13 protein-coding genes are annotated in these 18,308 nt (G+C 63.9%); 9 read left to right on the forward strand and 4 right to left on the reverse strand.

From position 1 onward, the window contains the following. Positions 1-175: 175 nt before the first annotated feature. Entirely contained in the window at positions 176-979 is an 804-nt protein-coding gene (dkgB, locus tag M5C01_RS00495) for a 2,5-didehydrogluconate reductase DkgB (RefSeq protein WP_152736956.1), read from the forward strand. Positions 980-1,141: 162 nt separating this feature from the next. Here the strand turns inward: dkgB and M5C01_RS00500 are convergent, their stop codons facing one another. The 3 genes from M5C01_RS00500 to M5C01_RS00510 all read right to left on the reverse strand — a co-directional run bounded on the left by M5C01_RS00500 (position 1,142) and on the right by M5C01_RS00510 (position 3,349). Further along, positions 1,142-1,765, reverse strand: coding sequence for a response regulator transcription factor (locus M5C01_RS00500; protein ID WP_103498093.1), 624 nt, complete (start codon positions 1,763-1,765; stop codon positions 1,142-1,144). Positions 1,766-2,076: 311 nt separating this feature from the next. After that, positions 2,077-2,793 (reverse strand): MgtC/SapB family protein, encoded by a 717-nt coding sequence (locus M5C01_RS00505; protein WP_103498092.1) that lies wholly within the window; start codon positions 2,791-2,793, stop codon positions 2,077-2,079. 76 nt (positions 2,794-2,869) lie between these two features. Then, positions 2,870-3,349: a sigma-70 family RNA polymerase sigma factor gene (locus tag M5C01_RS00510; RefSeq protein WP_218586066.1), complete on the reverse strand. Its 480-nt coding sequence runs from the start codon at positions 3,347-3,349 to the stop codon at positions 2,870-2,872. 310 nt (positions 3,350-3,659) lie between these two features. Here M5C01_RS00510 and M5C01_RS00515 point away from each other — a divergent pair, with 310 nt between their 5' ends. From M5C01_RS00515 to M5C01_RS00525, 3 genes are read left to right on the forward strand one after another with little or no spacing between them, the layout of a single operon-like run. Then, positions 3,660-4,832 carry an efflux RND transporter periplasmic adaptor subunit gene (locus M5C01_RS00515; protein WP_152736958.1) on the forward strand — a complete coding sequence of 391 codons (1,173 nt, stop codon included), beginning with the start codon at positions 3,660-3,662 and terminating at the stop codon, positions 4,830-4,832. Beyond that, complete coding sequence (locus M5C01_RS00520) at positions 4,833-6,806, forward strand: MacB family efflux pump subunit (RefSeq protein ID WP_152736959.1); 1,974 nt, start codon at positions 4,833-4,835, stop codon at positions 6,804-6,806. Positions 6,807-6,814: 8 nt separating this feature from the next. Further along, a complete protein-coding gene (locus M5C01_RS00525) occupies positions 6,815-8,218 on the forward strand; it encodes an efflux transporter outer membrane subunit (RefSeq protein ID WP_152736960.1) in 1,404 nt (467 codons plus the stop codon). A gap of 30 nt (positions 8,219-8,248) precedes the next feature. Here the strand turns inward: M5C01_RS00525 and M5C01_RS00530 are convergent, their stop codons facing one another. Then, complete coding sequence (locus M5C01_RS00530; protein ID WP_152736961.1) at positions 8,249-9,868, reverse strand: PvdJ/PvdD/PvdP-like protein; 1,620 nt, start codon at positions 9,866-9,868, stop codon at positions 8,249-8,251. A 150-nt stretch (positions 9,869-10,018) separates the two neighbouring features. Between M5C01_RS00530 and pvdM the strand changes: the two genes are divergently transcribed. The 5 genes from pvdM (at position 10,019) to M5C01_RS00555 (ending at position 18,056) form a co-directional block, all read left to right on the forward strand. After that, positions 10,019-11,386 carry a pyoverdine-tailoring dipeptidase-like protein PvdM gene (pvdM, locus tag M5C01_RS00535; RefSeq protein WP_152736962.1) on the forward strand — a complete coding sequence of 456 codons (1,368 nt, stop codon included), beginning with the start codon at positions 10,019-10,021 and terminating at the stop codon, positions 11,384-11,386. 7 nt (positions 11,387-11,393) lie between these two features. Then, on the forward strand, positions 11,394-12,683 hold the full coding sequence (locus M5C01_RS00540) for an aminotransferase class V-fold PLP-dependent enzyme (protein WP_152736963.1): 1,290 nt from the start codon (positions 11,394-11,396) through the stop codon (positions 12,681-12,683). A gap of 45 nt (positions 12,684-12,728) precedes the next feature. Next, positions 12,729-13,628 carry a formylglycine-generating enzyme family protein gene (locus M5C01_RS00545; RefSeq protein ID WP_152736964.1) on the forward strand — a complete coding sequence of 300 codons (900 nt, stop codon included), beginning with the start codon at positions 12,729-12,731 and terminating at the stop codon, positions 13,626-13,628. Between the two features lie 83 nt (positions 13,629-13,711). Further along, entirely contained in the window at positions 13,712-15,391 is a 1,680-nt protein-coding gene (locus tag M5C01_RS00550; protein WP_152736965.1) for a cyclic peptide export ABC transporter, read from the forward strand. A gap of 226 nt (positions 15,392-15,617) precedes the next feature. Further along, entirely contained in the window at positions 15,618-18,056 is a 2,439-nt protein-coding gene (locus M5C01_RS00555) for a TonB-dependent receptor (RefSeq protein WP_152736967.1), read from the forward strand. Positions 18,057-18,308 lie beyond the last annotated feature (252 nt).

The following is an 18,308-nucleotide window of genomic DNA, read 5'->3' on the forward strand; positions in this document are numbered from 1 at the left end:
GACCACTGGCCTGACTATCCAGGCATGCGACAGAAGCAGCCCCTCCCTCCTGTGACCCGACACTCCGGCTATTCGTGCGCACGGGTAAAGAGTCCTTTTCCCAACCCCTACTTTTTCTCAAAGATCGGGGTGGGGATACTCCTGCTCATTCCCACTGTCACTTCAGGAGTCACCCATGTCCGTTCCCGCCTTCGGCCTTGGTACCTTCCGCCTGCAAGGCCAGGTTGTCATCGACTCGGTCAGCACCGGCCTCGAGCTGGGCTACCGGGTCATCGATACCGCGCAGATCTACGAAAACGAAGCCGAGGTCGGCCAGGCCATTGCCGCCAGCGGCATCCCCCGTGACGAACTGTTCATCACCAGCAAGATCTGGATCGCCAACCTCGGCAAGGACGCCTTGATCCCCAGCCTCAAGGAAAGCCTGCGCAAACTGCAGACCGACTACCTGGACCTGACCCTGATCCACTGGCCATCGCCAGAAGCCCAGGTGCCGGTCGCCGAATTCATGGGCGCGTTGCTGGAGGCCAAGAAACTGGGCCTGACCCGGCAGATCGGGGTGTCCAACTTCACCGTCGAGCTGATGCAGCAGGCGATTGCCGCCGTCGGTGCCGATCAGATCGCCACCAACCAGATCGAACTGCACCCTTACCTGCAGAACCGAAAGGTGGTGGCAGCGGCCCAGGACCAGGGCATCCAGATCACCTCCTACATGACCCTGGCCTACGGGGAAGTGCTGAAGGACCCGGTCATCCGCCAGATCGCCGAACAACACCAGGCAACCCCGGCACAGGTGACCCTGGCCTGGGCCATGCAGTTGGGTTATGCGGTGATTCCGTCGTCGACCAGGCGCGAGAACCTGGCGAGCAACCTCAAGGCCCGAGACCTGCGTTTGAATGACGAAGAAATGGCGAAGATCGCCGGCCTCGAACGCGCCCATCGCCTGACCAGCCCGGCAGGCCTGGCGCCGAAGTGGGATTGAGGCCTTCCCCGCTGACTGCGAACACCTGAAAACACCGCAAACTTGTAGGAGCAGGGCTTGCCCGCGAAGCTTTCAGCGTCCTTGAGGCCCTCTTCGCTGGCAAGCCCTGCTCCTACAGGTCGGTGGTGTTTTCAGAAATGCATTCCGACCGGAATGGAAACCTCAGATCAACTGGTTGCGCTTGGCAAACTCCGCCAGCGCCACCACCGACTTGAGGTTGAGCTTTTCGATCAAGCGGGTCTTGTAGGTACTGACCGTCTTGTCGCTGAGCAGCATCAGTTCGCTGATGTCCTTGTTCTTCATCCCCCGGGCGAGGTAGCGCAGGATACTCAGTTCGCGGTTGCTCAGGCTGTCGATCAGCACCGGTTCCGACACACTGGCGCCCTGGCCTTGAACATGCCCTTCCAGGCGCGGAAAGAAGCTCTTGTTGAGCATCACCGCCTGGATCGCCAGGCGTAGCTCGATCAACTCGGCGGTCTTGGAGATATAACCCATGGCGCCGGCGCGCATGCAGCGCTCGGAGTAGAACTCCGGCGCCTGTTCGGTAAGTACCACCAGCTTGCTCGGCAGGTGCAGGTCGGTGAGTCGCTTGATCGCTTCCAGGCCATCGAGCCGGGGGATATTGAGGTCCATGACAATCAGGTCCGGCGCCAGCTCCCGCGCCAACTGCACCGCATCGACGCCGTTATCGGCCTCGGCGACGACCTTGAACCCCTCCTTTTCCAACAAGACCTTGATGGCCATGCGAATGAACGGGTGATCGTCAACTATCAGGGCTGTGCGCATTACAAATCCTCAAGAAGTACGCCAGCCACTGCTTGAGACGGGAACGTGCTTGCATCGAAAAAAGACAGGGAAATAGCGAAATACAGTATAGGAAAATTCTCAATTCCTGCTGTGGCTGGACAGTGGGCCTGCGGCCATTCCGGCCTGTGGCGGTCAGGTTCAGGGCGTGAGGGCTGAACAAGGTCGGCCACTTTAGCGAGAGGCCTCGGGAGCATCTGTAGGGAAAATCCCAAGATCCCCGTCACTTCCAGGAAGCTTGCACGGATCCGGCAATAGGGGGCACCGACTGGACGGTGCCCGCGAAGGGCAGGTCAGTCGGTGGTACTCGGGCTCCAGAATGCCTGCTGCACCATGCTTGAGGTCGACAGCCGCGCCACCAGCGCATCGAGTTCGTCGCCGTCCACCGAGGTGATTGCCAGGGTCGCCTCGATTTCCACTTCCTCGTCGCCGAAGGGTCGCACCTCGACATCGCTGGCCGGGTAGTTGCTGCGCTCCAGTTCCTTTTCGAGCAACGACAGGACGGTCTTCTGCTGGGCCCGTCGGACAATCAGGTAGAGGAGATAGGTGACCTCCGCCGAGACCACGTCCAGGGGCTGGCGGTTGATGTAGTTGACGATCGGCCGCAGCAAGGTGTTCGCCGCAAGGACGAACAGGGTTCCCAGCAGGGCTTCGAGGATCAGGTCGGCACCGGCGCAGGCGCCGACCGCCGCCGAGGCCCAGAGGGTCGCGGCGGTGTTCAGGCCACGGACATTGCCCTCCTCGCGCATGATCACGCCGGCGCCGAGAAAACCGATGCCGGAGACCACGTAGGCCACCACCCGCACCGCCCCTTCGGAGCCGCCCAGGCGGTTGGCCATATCAACGAAAATCGCCGCCCCCACCGCCACCAGGACGTTGGTGCGCAGGCCGGCGGTGCGCTGGCGGTACTGGCGTTCAAAACCGATCAGGCCGCCAAGGATAAAGGCGGCGCTGAGGCTGACGAAGGTGTCGATCAGGGAATCGAGGTTGATGTTGTTCAGGGCTTGCATGGAAGCTCTCGTGTCTGCACGCGGTGACGCAGACATAGCACATTCACATGAACAGAATGATGGCAGCGCACAGGGCTCAGCTCGCCTCCCACTGACGCAAGCGCACGCGGCAGTGCTTCATGGCATTGACGATGTGTTTTTCCACCAGGCTGCGGGAAATCCCCAGGCGCTCGGCGATCTCCGGGTGGGACAGGCCTTCGATCTTGCGCAGCGTGAAGCTGTCGCGGCACGGCCCGGGCAGCTCCGCCAGGGCCCGTTGCAACATGTCCAGGCGCAGGCCATGGTCCAGGGAGATTTGCGGCGACGGGCTGAAAAACCGCTCGTCGCTGTCGAGCACGTCCAGGGATTCGTTCTGGCGTACGGTATTGCGCCGGTGCTCATCGATCAGCAGATTCATCGCCGTGCGATAGAGGAAGGCCCGCGGCTGCCCTATCGGGGTCTCGCTCGAACGCTCGAGCACCCGCAGGTAGGCATCGTGCACAACGTCTTCGGCCGCCTGGCGATTGCCCAGCCGGGCATTGAGGAAACACACCAGCTCGCGGTAGTAGCTTTCCAACCTGACTCCTGTCCGCACACCCGGCGGGACTGTCCTTGAGCATGATCGGCAGCGTCCGGCTCGGGACCTCATGACAATGGCTGTTTGAAGCAGGCGTAATTTATAATAATTCTCATATAGATTCCAATCTTCCATTACCCACCCGGCGCAAATACCTCGAAAAGTCCACGGGCCGGACTTAAATTCGCGCGCCGACCTCTCGTCTATCTTGCAGCTCCCGTGTTTGTCGCCCGGCGACAACGAGTGCCGCGGTGCCCCCGTGTGCCCGCCGCGTCGTCACGGACCGACTTTCCATCGGCTGGAACCCTGCATGAACCGTCCCCGACGCACCCGCCGCGCCCTGCTTGTCACGCTTTGCCTGATCCCCGTCGTCGCCCTGGCCGCCTGGCAGATCCTGCCACCGGGACGTGATCGCTTCGCCACCGTCACGGTCACCCGTGGCGATATCGAAAGCAGCGTCACCGCCCTCGGCACCCTGCATCCGCGTCGTTACGTCGACGTCGGGGCCCAGGCCTCCGGACAGATCCACAAGATCCACGTCGAAATCGGCGATCAGGTCAAGGAAGGCCAGTTGCTGGTGGAGATCGACCCGTCGACCCAGCAGGCCAAGCTCGATGCCGGTCGCTATTCGATTAAAAACCTCAAGGCCCAGTTGCAGGAACAACGCGCCCTGCACGACCTGGCCCGACAGAAGCACCAACGCCAGCAACAACTCAGCGCCGGCGGGGCCACCCGCAGCGAGGATGTGCAGGCGGCCGAAGCCGAGCTGCGCACCACCCAGGCGCGCATCGACATGTTCCGCGCGCAGATTCTCCAGGCCCAGGCCAGCCTGCGCAGCGACGAGGCGGAGCTGGGTTACACGCGGATCTATGCGCCCATGAGCGGCACCGTGGTCGCCCTCGATGCCCGCGAAGGCCAGACCCTCAACGCCCAGCAACAGACACCGCTGATCCTGCGCATCGCCCGGTTGTCGCCGATGACGGTCTGGGCAGAAGTCTCGGAGGCCGATATCGGCCACGTCAAAGCGGGCATGCACGCCTATTTCACCACCTTGAGTGGCGGCAGCCGACGCTGGACCAGCACGGTCCGACAGATCCTCCCTGTACCGCCCAAGCCCCTCGAAGCCGGCAGCCAGAGCAGCAGCAGTTCCAGCAGCAGTAACAAAAGCGGCAGCTCGCGGGTGGTGCTTTACACCGTACTGCTGGATGTCGACAACGCCGACCAGGCGCTGATGGCGGACATGACCACCCAGGTGTTTTTCGTCGCCGACCAGGCGCAAAACGTCCTCACCGCGCCGATCGCCGCCCTGCAAGGCGACTCGCGGGCGCCGCTGCAGACGGCCCGGGTGGTCAGTAGCAACGGCGAGATCCAGACGCGCCAGGTGCGTACCGGCATGAGTGACCGGCTACGGGTGCAGATCCTCGACGGGCTGGCCGAGGGCGACCATCTGCTGATCGGCCCCGCGACCGGCAGTGGAGGCTGAATGCAAACGCCACTGATCGACCTGCAGGACATCCGCAAGGCCTATGGCGGCGGCGACAGTCCCGAGGTGCAGGTGCTGCGCGGCATCGACCTGAGGATCCATGCCGGCGAATTCGTCGCCATCGTCGGCGCCTCCGGCTCGGGCAAATCGACCCTGATGAATATCCTCGGCGGCCTCGACCGGCCGACCTCCGGGCGCTACCTGTTCGCCGGTGAAAACGTCGCCGAACTCGACAGCGATGCCCTCGCCTGGCTGCGCCGCGAGGCCTTCGGTTTCGTGTTCCAGGGCTACCACCTGATTCCTTCCGGCTCGGCCCGGGAGAACGTCGAGATGCCGGCGATCTACGCCGGCACCCCGGCCGCCGAGCGCCAGGCCCGCGCCGCCGCCCTGCTCGAGCGCCTGGGCCTGGCCAGTCGTAGCTGCAACCGCCCGCACCAGTTGTCCGGCGGCCAGCAACAGCGGGTATCGATTGCCCGCGCCCTGATGAACGGCGGCCATATCATTCTCGCCGACGAACCCACCGGCGCCCTCGACAGCCACAGCGGCGGCGAAGTCATGGCGCTGCTCGACGAACTGGCCAGCCAGGGCCATGTGATCATCCTTATCACCCACGACCGTGAAGTCGCCGCCCGGGCCAAACGGATCATCGAGATCCGCGACGGACTGATCGTCAGCGACAGCACCCGCGACAACCCCGAGCTGCAGCGCGGCAACGACCCCGTCGCCCTGCAGGCGATCGACCTGCGCCAGCGCCTGAGTGACGGCAGCGCCTATCGTGGCGCCTGGAAAAGCGAGCTGGTGGACGCCGTGCAAGCGGCCTGGCGGGTGATGTGGATCAACCGCTTTCGCACCGCCCTGACCCTGCTCGGCATCGTCATCGGGGTCGCCTCGGTGGTGGTGATGCTCGCGGTCGGCGAAGGCAGCAAGCGCCAGGTGATCGCACAGATGGGCGCGTTCGGCTCGAACATCATCTACCTGAGTGGCGCGCCGGCCGCGCCGCGAGCGCCGCTGGGGATTATCAGCCTGGACGACGTGGCGGCGCTGGCGGAACTGCCCCAGGTGAAAATGATCATGCCGGTCAACGGCGCCGACGCCGTGCTGCGCTTCGGCAACCTCGACCACACCGCCTATGTCGGCGGCAATGACACCCAGTTCCCGGCGATCTTCAACTGGCCGGTGGTCGAGGGCAGTTACTTCACCCAGGCCGATGCCGATGCCGGAGCCGCCGTGGCGGTGATCGGCCACAAGGTCCGCGACAAACTGCTCAAGGAGGTGGCCGACCCCATCGGCCAGTACATTCTCATCGAAAACGTGCCGTTCCAGGTGGTCGGCGTGCTCCAGGAAAAGGGCGCCACCTCCGGCGAAACCGACAGCGACGATCGCGTGGCAATCCCCTACTCGGCCGCCAGTGTCCGGCTGTTCGGCACCCACAACCCGGAATACGTGGCCATCGCCACCCGCGACGGGCGCAATGTCCGCGACGCCGAGAAGGCCATCGACCAGGTGATGCTGCGCATGCACGACGGCCGCCGGGACTTTCGCCTGACCAACAACGCCGCGATGATCCAGGCCGAGGCCCGCACCCAGAACACCCTGTCGCTGATGCTTGGCTCGATTGCCGCCATCTCCCTGCTGGTGGGGGGCATCGGGGTGATGAACATCATGCTCATGACCGTGCGCGAACGCACCCGGGAAATCGGCATCCGCATGGCCACCGGTGCCCGCCAGCGCGACATCCTGCGCCAGTTTCTCACCGAAGCGGTGATGCTTTCGGTGGTCGGCGGCCTGACCGGCGTGGCCCTCGCCCTGGCGGTCGGTGGCGTCCTGCTGCTGGCCAAGGTCGCCGTGGCGTTTTCCCTGGGCGCCGTGATCGGCGCCTTTGCCTGCGCCCTGGTCACCGGCGTCCTCTTCGGCTTTATGCCGGCCCGCAAAGCTGCCCGGCTCGACCCGGTCACAGCGCTTACCAGTGAATGATCGAACCCATGAAACCGCGCTTTTCCCTGTTGACCATTTGCCTGCTGCTCAATGCCTGCGGCGGGCCCGCACCGCGTCCGGACGACGACACGCCGCCACCGCCCCATTGGCAGTTCGAAACACGACACAGCGCCCAGCAGACCAGCACCCTCTGGTGGCAAAGGTTCGGCAGTCCGGAGCTGGACCGGTTGATCGAGCAGGCCCGCGTCGACAGCCATGACCTCGCCGCCGCCCTCGCCCGGGTGCGCCAGGCCCAGGCCACGGCGGTGATCGCCGGTGCCCCGCTGCTGCCGCAGGTGACCCTGGGCCTGAACGGCAGCCGCAGCCAGTTGCTGAACAACCGCGACAATGCCGACAGTGACAACAGCAGCAAAAGTTATGGCGCCAACCTCAGCGCCAGCTACGAGGTGGACTTCTGGGGGGGTGTCGCCGCCGCCCGCGACAGCGCCGTGCAGAGCCTGCGGGCCAGCGAGTATGACCGGGCGACGGTGGAACTGACGCTGCTCGGCGGCGTTGCCGAACAATATGCCCGCACCCTGTCCGCCCGCGAACAGGAAGCCATCGCCGGCTTGAACCTGAGCAACGCCCGGAGGGTGCTGGAGTTGGTCCAGACCCGCTATGACTCGGGCTCGGCCACGGCGCTGGAACTGGCCCAGCAAAAGAGCCTGGTGGCCAGCCAGGAACGACAATTGCCGCTGGTGCGCCAGCAGGCCGGCGAGTCGCTGATTACCCTGGCGGCGTTGCTCGGCCAGCCGGTCCAGAGCTTGCGGATCGGTGCCCAGCCGTTCAGCAGCCTGAGCTGGCCGTCGATTGATACCGGCGTGCCGAGCGAACTACTGCGCCGACGTCCGGACATTGCCCGGGCCGAAGCGCAACTGGCGGCGGCGCAGGCGGATGTCGAGGTGGCGCGAGCGGCCTTGTTGCCGAAGCTGACCCTGGGTGCCGGCCTGGGCTCGGAAGCCACCCAGGCCGCCGATGCCTTGCGCACGCCCTTCTACACCCTGAGCGCCGGCCTGCTCGCGCCGGTCTTCAACAACGGCCGCCTGCGGGCCGAACGCGACCGGGCCACGGCGCGCCAGGAGGAGTTGCTGGAAAGCTACCGGGGCGCGATCGTCAACGGTTTCGCCGATGTCGAGAAGGCCCTGAACAGTATCAGCGGCCTTGATCAACAACGACGCTGGCAGGACGAAGAATTGAAGCAGGCGCAACGGGCCTTCGAGATTGCCCAGAGCCGTTATCAGGCCGGGGCGGAGGATCTGCTCACGGTGCTGGAAACCCAGCGCACACTGTATGCGGCCCAGGACCAGAATGTACAGCTGCGCCTGTCGCGGGTGCAGGCCAGTATTGCGTTGTACAAAGCACTTGGTGGCGGCTGGCAGACACAAGAAGGGCGTTCGGCCAAGGAAATTTGAAGCCGAGCGCGTTCCTGTGGCGAGCGAGTATCAGAGCAACCTATCCTTGATCGACAAGTGCCGCGCATACCACGGCCGCCGCGGTACCCGGCGCAACAACCCGGCCAGGTCCTTCTCCGGCGTAAAGGTAATCCGCAAGGCCAGCTTCATGGTCTCCGGGTCCATCTCCACCGTCTTGCCCATGCTCAATCCCGGCGTGGTGCTGCAACCATGGGTGGTCGGCCCGAGCCAGGGATCGTCCACTTCCACCCAGCGCCCCGGGGCGAACCAGGGCACGCCATTGACCTCCTGGCGCGTGACCTCCCCCGGATGAAAACGCTCGTGCGCCCGGAACCAATCCTCCAGCCGATCATCGATCCAACCATGGAACATCCAGAACACCGGGTTCACATGGGAGGAAAACGGATCGCCGAGAAAGTCGTTCTGCGGCGCATACCAGCGCGGGGCAAAGTCGGTGAACTCCCGGGCCATGGGCACCGGCGCGCCATTGGACGGATCGCGCGCCACCGAAGCCCAGCGCATATGCAGCCAGTCATGCAGCCCCAGCTCGACCTCGGAGCCGAACTGGCCCAGGGTCAAGCGGGACAGATAACGCGGATCGCTGTAACGCGACTCCCAGGCCTGGAAGTTGCTGTGCCAGGTCTCGGCACTCTTGATATCGCTGACCCACTGGCTGTACTCGTCGTCACCGTCGGCCAGCCAGGTCGGCGGCACGGCGCAGCCATCGTGGTTATCGAAATAACGGGCAAAGCCCTGGCGATCGCGCTCCAGCTCCGGCTGGGGCAGCGGAAAAGCGCGCCATGACGGCAAGGCCTGGAACGAGCGGGCCATGCGCAACATATGCCGGTGCATAAAGAAAAAGTCGATGCCCGAACCGTTACGATCCTTGCGCTTGCCACGGGCGTCGCGCTCCTTGTCCCGGGGACCGGGCTGCCAGCCGATCCCGCGCAAGCCATTGCGCTTGTCTTCGGGGAGGGTGTGCCACTTGTCCCGGGAAGCATGCCAGAGCTGGTGGAACAAGCGGTGCTCGGGGGACACCAGCCAGGCCAGCAGGGGCGCGCCCAGGCCGATACGTTCGCGGGCTTCGGGAAACACCTGCTTGACCGCGACAAAGCGGTTGTCCAGTTGCGGCAAGGCCAGCGGCCGGTCCAGGCGCTCGACATGACCGCTCAAGGTGCCACTGCCAGCGTTGCCGAACGTGGCCCAGACTTCATCCAGAACCAGGCTGAATTCATACAGCGGCCTCTCGGCGTCCCCCAGGCTCAGGCGCCAGAACAGCCGCGAGCCGTCGCTCTCGGCAAGGTCACCGACCAGCCGCCAGCGGGGTTGACCGTCAGCCCGCAACGCCTGGGCGGTGTCAATGAAACCGCGCAAGCCGCGACCACGCGGGGCGATATCGAGGAACAGTTCCAGGCCTTCGAGGGGCAGGCCATCCAGGCCCGCATCGCGTCCTTCGAAACGCAGGCTCCAGACCCCGCGCAGGTGGTTGGCCAGGCGCTGGCCGGCCGTGTCGAGCAGGTCGACCGTGGCCTCGCCCGGCGTGACGGGTTCCCTGTCCCGGGTCAGTTCGCGGTGCGCGTAATAGGCCGCGGGAACAGCCACGCCCGTGAGCGCCAGGCCCGCCATGAAGCCTCGTCGAGAAATCGTCATCGCCCTACCTGTGTCAGCCCTGAAGCAGGCTTTATCCAAGCTAGAACGTTGCACTGCGTAGGAAATTTAGCCGGGCGCGGCGCCTAAATCAGAACGTACGCCATCCGTTCTTCCCAGATAGCAACATCGGCAAACCACAATGAGATGGCAATGATAAAACCGCGTTCGAAAAAGGCGCTCTACATCGGCCTGCCCCTGGCCCTGGGGCTCTGCGCCGCCGCAGCCTGGCTGACCTGGGACCTGTGGCCCAACCCCGGTTACTCGCTGAAGATCATGAAGCAGGCCGACGAGCTTCAGGAGCGGATCATCAGCTTCGACAGCCATATCACCGTGCCCCTGACCTTCGGCACCGAAGGCCGCGAAGCCGACAAGGATGGCAGCGGCCAGTTCGACCTGGCCAAGACCGGCCGCGGACGGCTGTCCGCCGCCGCGCTGACGGTGTTCGGCTGGCCGGAAATCTGGAACGGCCCGAATGCCCCGCACCGCCCCACCGCCGGCTTTGTCGAGGAGGCACGCAAACAGCAGGAGGTGCGCTACCAGATCATCAGCGGCCTGGTCCGTGACTTCCCCAACCGCGTCGGCATCGCCTACAGTCCCGACGATATGCGCCGCCTGCACGGTGAAGGCAAGTTCGCGATCTTCATCAGCATGCTCAACGCCTATCCCCTGGGTCACGACCTCGATCGCCTGGACCTGTGGGCCGCCCGCGGCATGCGCATGTTCGGCTTCAGCTACGTGGGCAACAACGACTGGGCCGACTCTTCGCGCCCGCTGCCGTTCCTCAACGACACCCCGGATGCCCTCGACGGCCTCTCCGAGATCGGCCAGCAGGCCGTGCACCGCCTCAACGACCTGGGGGTGATCATCGATGTCTCGCAGATGTCGACCAAGGCCCTGGAGCAGGTCAGCCAATTGAGCCGCACGCCGATGGTTGCCTCGCACTCGGCACCCCGCGCCCTGGTGGATATCCCGCGCAACCTCAGCGACAAGGAAATGCAGTTGATCAAGAACAGCGGCGGCGTGGTCCAGATCGTCGCGTTCCCGGCCTATCTGCGCCCGCTGAGCCAGCGCACCCAGGACAAGCTCAACACCTTGCGCAAACGTTTCGACCTGCCGCCCCTGCCCAACCTGGCCATGGCCCTGATGCCCGGCGACCCGATCATCACCGTCTGGCCGGAACAACGCTTCGGCCAATACGCCAGCGCTCTCTACGCCATTCTCGACGAGGAACCCAAGGCCGACCTCAAGGACTTCGGCAACGCCATCGACTATGCGGTGAAGAAGATCGGCATCGATCACGTCGGCATCAGTTCCGACTTCAACGACGGCGGCGGCATCGACGGCTTCAAGGATGTCAGCGAGGCACGCAACGTCACCGCCGAACTGCTCGATCGCGGTTACTCCGAAGCCGATATCTCCAAGCTCTGGGGCGGCAACTTCCTGCGGGTCTGGGACCAGGTGCAGAAAGCCGCCCGCCCCGGCACCACGTCACCCACCGCCACGCTCTCGCGCCAGTGAATTGCCCATGACCGATCGTAGAACCTTTCTCAAGCAGGCCGGCGTACTCGCTGCCGGCCTGCCCCTCGGTGCCAGCCTGAATGCGCTGACCGCCAGCCCGGTCACAGCCGAGAGCCCGGCATTGTCCACGGACAAGTGGGCCGGGTTGCGTCAGTTGTTCGACCAGGACCCCGACTACCTGCACTTCTCCAACTTCCTGGTGACCTCCCACCCCCGCCCCGTGCGCGAGGCCATCGAGCAGCACCGCGCCGCCATCGACCGCAACCCGGGGCTGGCCATGGACTGGGACCTGCAGGAAACCTGGAAACGCGAAGCCCAGGTCCGCCTGTGGGCCGGCCGCTACCTCAAGGCCGAGCCAGGGCAGATCGCCCTGACCGGCAGCACCACCGAGGGCCTGGCGATGATCTACGGCGGCATCCATGTGCGCCCCGACCAGGAAATCCTCACCACCGAACACGAACATTATTCGACCCGCAATCTCTTGCGCCTGCGCAGCGAGCGCGAAGGTACCCGGGTGCGCAAGATCAGCCTGTTCAAGGACCCGGCGCTGGTTTCGGCCGACGAGGTGATCGGCAATATCGACCGTGCGATCAAACCCGAGACCCGGGTGCTCGGCATGACCTGGGTGCAATCGGGCAGCGGGGTGAAACTGCCGATCGGCCAGATCGGCCAGTTGGTCGCCGAACACAATCGCCAGCGCGACGACAAGGACCGGATCCTCTACGTGGTCGACGGCGTGCACGGCTTTGGCGTGGATAACCTCGACTTCCCGGACATGCACTGCGATTTCTTTATCGCCGGCACCCACAAGTGGATGTTCGGCCCGCGCGGCACCGGCATTGTCTGCGCCCGCTCGTCACAGGTCAGGGACGTCAGCCCGCTGCTGCCGACCTTCTCCGAAGACACCAACTTCGCCACCTCCATGAGCCCCGGCGGCTACCACGCCTTCGAGCATCGCTGGGCGCTGGACAAGGCCTTCGAACTGCACCTGCAACTGGGCAAGGCCGAGGTCCAGGCGCGTATCCAGCAGTTGAACAGCCTGATCAAGCAACGCCTGCAAGCCGACCCACGGATCGAACTGGTCACGCCGATCAACCCCGAACTGTCCGCCGGCTTCAGCTTCTTCCGGGTCAAGGGCCAGGACAGCGACAAGGTCGCCGCCTACCTGATGCGCAACAAGGTGGTGGTCGATGCGGTGGATCGCGATGTCGGGCCGCTCGTAAGGACCGCGCCAGGCCTGCTCAACAACGAGGCCGAGATCGACCGTTTCATGGCCCTGCTGGGCAAACAGTTATGACCGCCAGCGCTTTCCGATTTCCATTCCTTGCCTGCGAGAACTTTCATGAAATTCCACCTGCTTGTTTCCCGGTCTCGCGTCGGCCTCTGGCCCGCACTGATCCTCAGCGCCCTGCTCGGCGCCTGGCTGCCGAACGCGGCCCTGGCCGCCACCCCGCCACTGCCGGGCAAGGTGTTCAAGGACTGCAAGGATTGCCCGGAGATGGTCGTGCTGCCCGCCGGCACCTTCACCATGGGCACCCCCGAGGACGAAGTCGGACGTGAAGCTGATGAAGGTCCGATGCACCCGGTAACCTTCAAGAAGGCCTTCGCCGTCAGCCGCTTCCAGGTGCTCGGCGCTGAGTGGAAGGCCTATATCCATGACACCGGCTACAAGATGCCGGATGGCGATACCCGTCCCGGTCGCGAATGCCTGGCCGGCCAGCCGCGCTACCCCCAGGGCGACCGGCAACCGGCGGTGTGCATGGACGCCCACGAAGCCCAGGCCTATGCCGACTGGCTGTCGAAAAGAACCGGAAAAAAATATCACCTGCTCAGCGAGTCGCAACGCGAATACGCCGTGCGTGGCGGCACCAGCGGCTCGTTCCCCTTCCCGTTCGACAAGGACAAGGGCTACAGCATTGCCGAGCACGCCAACACCTACGGCCCGGCCGACGGTTTCAGCTATACCTCGCCGGGCGGCAGCTTCCCGCCGAACGCCTATGGCGTGTATGACGGCCACGGCAACGTCTACGAGTGGACGGCCGATTGCTACGTCGACAGCTATGTCGGCGCGCCCGCCGACGGCAGCCCGCGCCTGGACAGCAAGGAATGCGAGGACCGCCGGGTAATTCGTGGCAACGACTGGAGCGAAGCGCCGGTGTTCTCGCGCTCGGGCAATCGCAATGAACGCAGCGCCATCACCCGTGGCGACTGGCTGGGCTTTCGCGTCGCCCGCGAGTTCTAAATCCCAACCCCATCGACTCGTCTACAGAGTTCAAGGCGCCTTCCGGGGCGCCCGCGTCTACAGCCCCTTCACGAGTAGCCCCCATGCCTGCCCCAGCCCCAAGTCTCGCCCGGGAAACCTTCAGGATCCTCAAGCCGTTCTGGCTGCTGGTCGTACTTTCGGCCGTATTGGGGATCGTCAGCGGCCTCAGCGTCACCGGCCTGCTGGCCACCGTCAACAACGCCATGAACGCCGCCGCCGGGCCCGACAGCCACACCGCCCTGCTGTTCGGCGGCCTGTGCCTGCTGACCCTGGCCTGCTCCACCCTGTCCAACCTGCTGACCAACTATGTCGGCCAACAGGTGGTCGCGCGCCTGCGCCGCGAACTGGCCGCCCAGGTGCTGGTGGCGCCCATCGAGCAACTCGAACGCTACCGCGCCCATCGCCTGATCCCCGTGCTGCTCGGCGATGTCAGCACCCTGAGCACCTTCGCCCTGTCGGTGGCGCCGATGGTGATCGCCTTTACCGTGACCCTGGGCTGCCTGTCCTACCTGGCGATGCTCTCCTGGCAGATCCTGCTGCTGACCGTGGTCACCGTGATCATCGGCTCCGGCGCCCAATGGCTGGCGCACCGCTACGGCATGCGCAGCATCCTCACCGCCCGCGACGGCGAAGACGAATTGCAGAAGCACTACCAGGCGATCTCGGCCGGGGCCAAGGAACTGCGGATCCAGCGCAAGCGCCGCCAGCATATGCACGATGAACAGATCCACGGCACCACCGAGCGGATCTGCCGGGCCAACATCCGCGCGGCGAATATCTTCGTCAGCGCGGAAACCTTCGGCTCGATGCTGTTTTTCGCCGTGATCGGTATCGCCATCACCTTCCAGGCCCTCTGGCCCGGTACTGACCGCACCGTGCTGGGCGGCTTCGTGCTGGTCATGCTGTATATGAAAGGTCCGCTGGAACGCCTGATCAACACCCTGCCGATTATCAGCCGCGCGGAAATCGCCTTGCGCCGCATCGCCGAGCTGTCCTGGCAGTTCTCTTCGCCGGAACCGCACCTGCTGATCCAGGACCGCCAGGCCGCCCCGGCGCCGCTGCAGAGCATCGAACTGCATCAGTTGCGTTATGACTACCCGCGGGTCGAAGGCAGCCAGGCTTTCCACCTGGGGCCGGTGAACCTGACCATCAAACAGGGCGAGATCCTCTTTATCGTCGGCGAGAACGGTTGCGGCAAGACCACCCTGATCAAACTGCTGCTGGGGCTGTACAGCCCGCAACAGGGCGAGGTGCGCCTCAACGGCCAGGCGGTGACCGCCGAGGGCCTGGATGATTACCGGCAGTTGTTCACCACCATATTTGCCGACTACTACCTGTTCGACGAAGTGCTCCAGGGCGACGACCTGCTGCCCCCGGAATCGATCAAGTACCTGGAACGCCTGGACATCGCCCACAAGGTCAGCATCCGCGACGGCCGCTTCACCACCACCGACCTGTCCACCGGCCAGCGCAAGCGCCTGGCGCTGATCAATGCCTGGCTGGACCAGCGTCCGGTGCTGGTGTTCGACGAATGGGCCGCCGACCAGGACCCGGCCTTCCGCCGGGTGTTCTACACCGAACTGCTGCCCGAGCTGCGCCAGCAGGGCAAGACGATCATCGTGATTTCCCACGACGACCGCTACTTCCCGGTGGCCGACCAGTTGGTGCGGATGCAGGCCGGACAGATCAAGGTCGAGCGTCGCGAGGAGCAGCCCGCTTTTGCCGAAAACGCCTTCTCATAACCCCCGCCCCGTGTAGGAGCTGGCTTGCCAGCGATGAGGCCCGGAAGTCTTGCATCGACTGTCCGGCCGCTATCGCCGGCAAGCCGGCTCCTACAGAACAATCGCATCCCTCCCGTCACCATTTTTTTCACTTTTCTTTTCCGTCTTTGTCGCCCTCGTACGTCTTTATTTCAAATGCAAAAAATTCTCACTCGCTTTTCCAGCAATTTTGACAAGAGCAGACACAATGCCAAAACAACACCGCCTCACACCCTTGAGCAAAGCGTTGCTGGTTCGCCAGCTGTTCTGCTCGCCACCTTCGCTGGCCGTCATGGGGATGGCGCTGGCACTGCCCCTGGCGGCACAGGTCCAGGCCCAGGAGTTCGAATTCAACATCGGCGCCCAACCGTTGGGCAGCGCCCTGCAGGAACTGGGGCGCCAGGGCAATATCCAGATCCTGTACAACCCGGAGCGGGTCCAGGGTCTTCACGGTACGCCGGTCAAAGGCGTGTTTACGCCCGGCCAGGCCGCCAGTGAGTTGCTGAAGAACACCGGCGTCGACTACAACCTGCAGGGCGACACCCTGACCCTGAGCGATACCGCCGCCAAGGGCTCGGGCCTGACCCTGGCCGCCACCAACATCAGCGGCCAGGCCCTGGGCAGCAACACCGACGGCACCGGCTCCTACACCACCGGCGCGGTAACCATCGGCAAGACCGCCCAGACCCTGCGCGAAACCCCGCAGTCGGTCACCGTGGTGACCCGCCAGCAGATGGACGACAAGAACCTCACTTCCCTTGAACAGGTGATGGACCAGGCCACCGGCATTACCTTGCAGACCCGCAACTTCGGTGACAACCAGTACAACTCCCGGGGTTTTGAGCTCGGGGCCGACGCCTACATGATCGACGGTGTACCCGGCCTGAGCTACAGCCCCACTGGTTGGATGACACCTGACACGGCGGTATTCGATCGTGTGGAAATCCTTCGTGGTGCCGCCGGCATGCTGGTGGGTAACGGCAACCCCGGCGGCGCTGTGAACCTGGTGCGCAAGCGCCCGACGGCCGACCCGCATTACTCGATCACCACCCGGATCGGTTCCGATGATTTCTACCGCGTGGACCTGGACGGCACCAGCCGCCTGAACGACAGCGGCACCCTGCGTGGACGGATCGTCACCGCCTATGAAACACGCGATTACTTCGTCGACTATGCCAGCAGCCGCAAGCCGGTGTTCTATGGCATCGTCGAAGCCGACCTGGATGACGCCACCACCCTGGCCGTGGGCCTGCGCAACCAGACCAGCAGGACCGACGGCTACTCGGTCTTCGGCCTGCCTCGCTACAGCGACGGCAAGCCTCTGGGTGTGTCGCGCTCGACCTCGTTGGCACAGAACTGGGCCTATCACGATACCCAACAGACTGAACTCTTCGCGGACCTGGAACATCGTTTCAACGATGACTGGAAGAGCAAGACCTCGGTCACCCGTACCGAGGGTGGATTCAGCCAACAGATTGCGAACAGCCGTGGCTCCGTCGATCCAGTGACATTGACTGGACCAGGGAGCTATAAGGTGCTGTTCCGTGAAGACGTGGTCGAGAACGTCGGCCTGGACAGCAATATCTCCGGCAATTTCAACGCCTTCGGTCTGGAGCACTCAGTGCTGATCGGCGCCAACTGGTCAAACCAGAAGCGCCATAGCAAGACCTTCGATACGAGCGTAAGCGTTCCGATCAATGTGTTCGACCCGAATCCCAACCTCATCGATAAACCGGCATTCACCGGCTGGAGCGGCATCGCTGACGACAATGCCCGGCGCTATGGCGTCTATGCCAATACCCGCTTGCATCTGTCAGAACCGCTGAGCCTGGTGCTGGGTGGACGTCTGAGCTGGTACGAGTATGAAACCAAGGACATGCTCACCGGCATCAGAGCCGCCAACCGCCAGGACCACGAGTTCACCCCCTTTGCCGGTCTGATCTACGATTTCAACCCACAGTGGTCGTGGTACGCCAGTTACGCGGAGATCTTTGAACCGCAAAGCAACTTACGCACTCAATCCGGTACCCTGCTGGAACCGGCCATTGGCAGCAACTATGAAACGGGGATCAAGGGTGAGCTGTACGACGGCCGCCTGAACGTCTCGGCCGCGGTGTTTTACATCAAACAGAAAAACGTTGCCTTGGCGAATCCGGACGAAAACGTCGTATGTACCTTCAATGCCGACCAATATTGCTACACCAACGGCGATGTCCAACGCAGCAAGGGGTTTGAACTCGAGGCCAGCGGTGAAGTGCTGACGGGCTGGCAAGTGGCGGCCGGCTACACCTTCGATATCACCAACAAAAGCAGTGGTGGCCCGACCGACTACCAGACACCCAAACACCTGCTGCGCGCCTCCACCACCTACAACCTGCCTGGCGACTGGAATCGCCTGACCGTGGGCGGTGGTGTTTCAGCGCAGAGTGGTTACTCCACCGATACGCTCGGAGCACCAGAGTCCAACGGCGGACGTGCCGTCTGGGATGCCCTGGCCTCGTACAAGATCGACAAGAACTGGAAGGTCGGCCTGGACGTGAAGAACATCTTCGACAAGGTCTACTACAAATCAATCGGGGAGTTGGGTCGTGGCAACTACTACGGCGATCCACGCACCTATATGCTGACCGTCCGCGCGGACTTCTGATCCTCGAAGCAACCTGGTGGGTAAACCCACCAGGCGTGCATAAAAAAAGCCAAGGGCCCATACCCTTGGCTTTTTTTATGACTGCAGAAATATCTGTCGACCCCCATCGGGAACACACCATAAACCTGTAGGAGCAGGGCTTGCCCGCGAAGCTCTTGGCGCCCTCAAGGCCCTCTTCGCTGGCAAGCCAGGCTCCTACAGGTAATCATGTCGATCCAAATGGCGGGCCAGGATCAGCACCGCCACTACAAG

This window comes from Pseudomonas sp. MWU12-2319 (assembly GCF_023242525.1).
Taxonomy (GTDB): domain Bacteria; phylum Pseudomonadota; class Gammaproteobacteria; order Pseudomonadales; family Pseudomonadaceae; genus Aquipseudomonas; species Aquipseudomonas gingeri_D.

What these genes read in the sequence shown, in the direction of transcription:
- dkgB (WP_152736956.1), top strand. Translation starts at nt 176, where the DNA reads ATGTCCGTTCCCGCCTTCGGCCTTGGTACCTTCCGCCTGCAAGGCCAG.
- M5C01_RS00500 (WP_103498093.1), bottom strand. Translation starts at nt 1,765, where the DNA reads ATGCGCACAGCCCTGATAGTTGACGATCACCCGTTCATTCGCATGGCC.
- M5C01_RS00505 (WP_103498092.1), bottom strand. Translation starts at nt 2,793, where the DNA reads ATGCAAGCCCTGAACAACATCAACCTCGATTCCCTGATCGACACCTTC.
- M5C01_RS00515 (WP_152736958.1), top strand. Translation starts at nt 3,660, where the DNA reads ATGAACCGTCCCCGACGCACCCGCCGCGCCCTGCTTGTCACGCTTTGC.
- M5C01_RS00520 (WP_152736959.1), top strand. Translation starts at nt 4,833, where the DNA reads ATGCAAACGCCACTGATCGACCTGCAGGACATCCGCAAGGCCTATGGC.
- M5C01_RS00525 (WP_152736960.1), top strand. Translation starts at nt 6,815, where the DNA reads ATGAAACCGCGCTTTTCCCTGTTGACCATTTGCCTGCTGCTCAATGCC.
- M5C01_RS00530 (WP_152736961.1), bottom strand. Translation starts at nt 9,868, where the DNA reads ATGACGATTTCTCGACGAGGCTTCATGGCGGGCCTGGCGCTCACGGGC.
- pvdM (WP_152736962.1), top strand. Translation starts at nt 10,019, where the DNA reads ATGATAAAACCGCGTTCGAAAAAGGCGCTCTACATCGGCCTGCCCCTG.
- M5C01_RS00540 (WP_152736963.1), top strand. Translation starts at nt 11,394, where the DNA reads ATGACCGATCGTAGAACCTTTCTCAAGCAGGCCGGCGTACTCGCTGCC.
- M5C01_RS00545 (WP_152736964.1), top strand. Translation starts at nt 12,729, where the DNA reads ATGAAATTCCACCTGCTTGTTTCCCGGTCTCGCGTCGGCCTCTGGCCC.
- M5C01_RS00550 (WP_152736965.1), top strand. Translation starts at nt 13,712, where the DNA reads ATGCCTGCCCCAGCCCCAAGTCTCGCCCGGGAAACCTTCAGGATCCTC.
- M5C01_RS00555 (WP_152736967.1), top strand. Translation starts at nt 15,618, where the DNA reads ATGCCAAAACAACACCGCCTCACACCCTTGAGCAAAGCGTTGCTGGTT.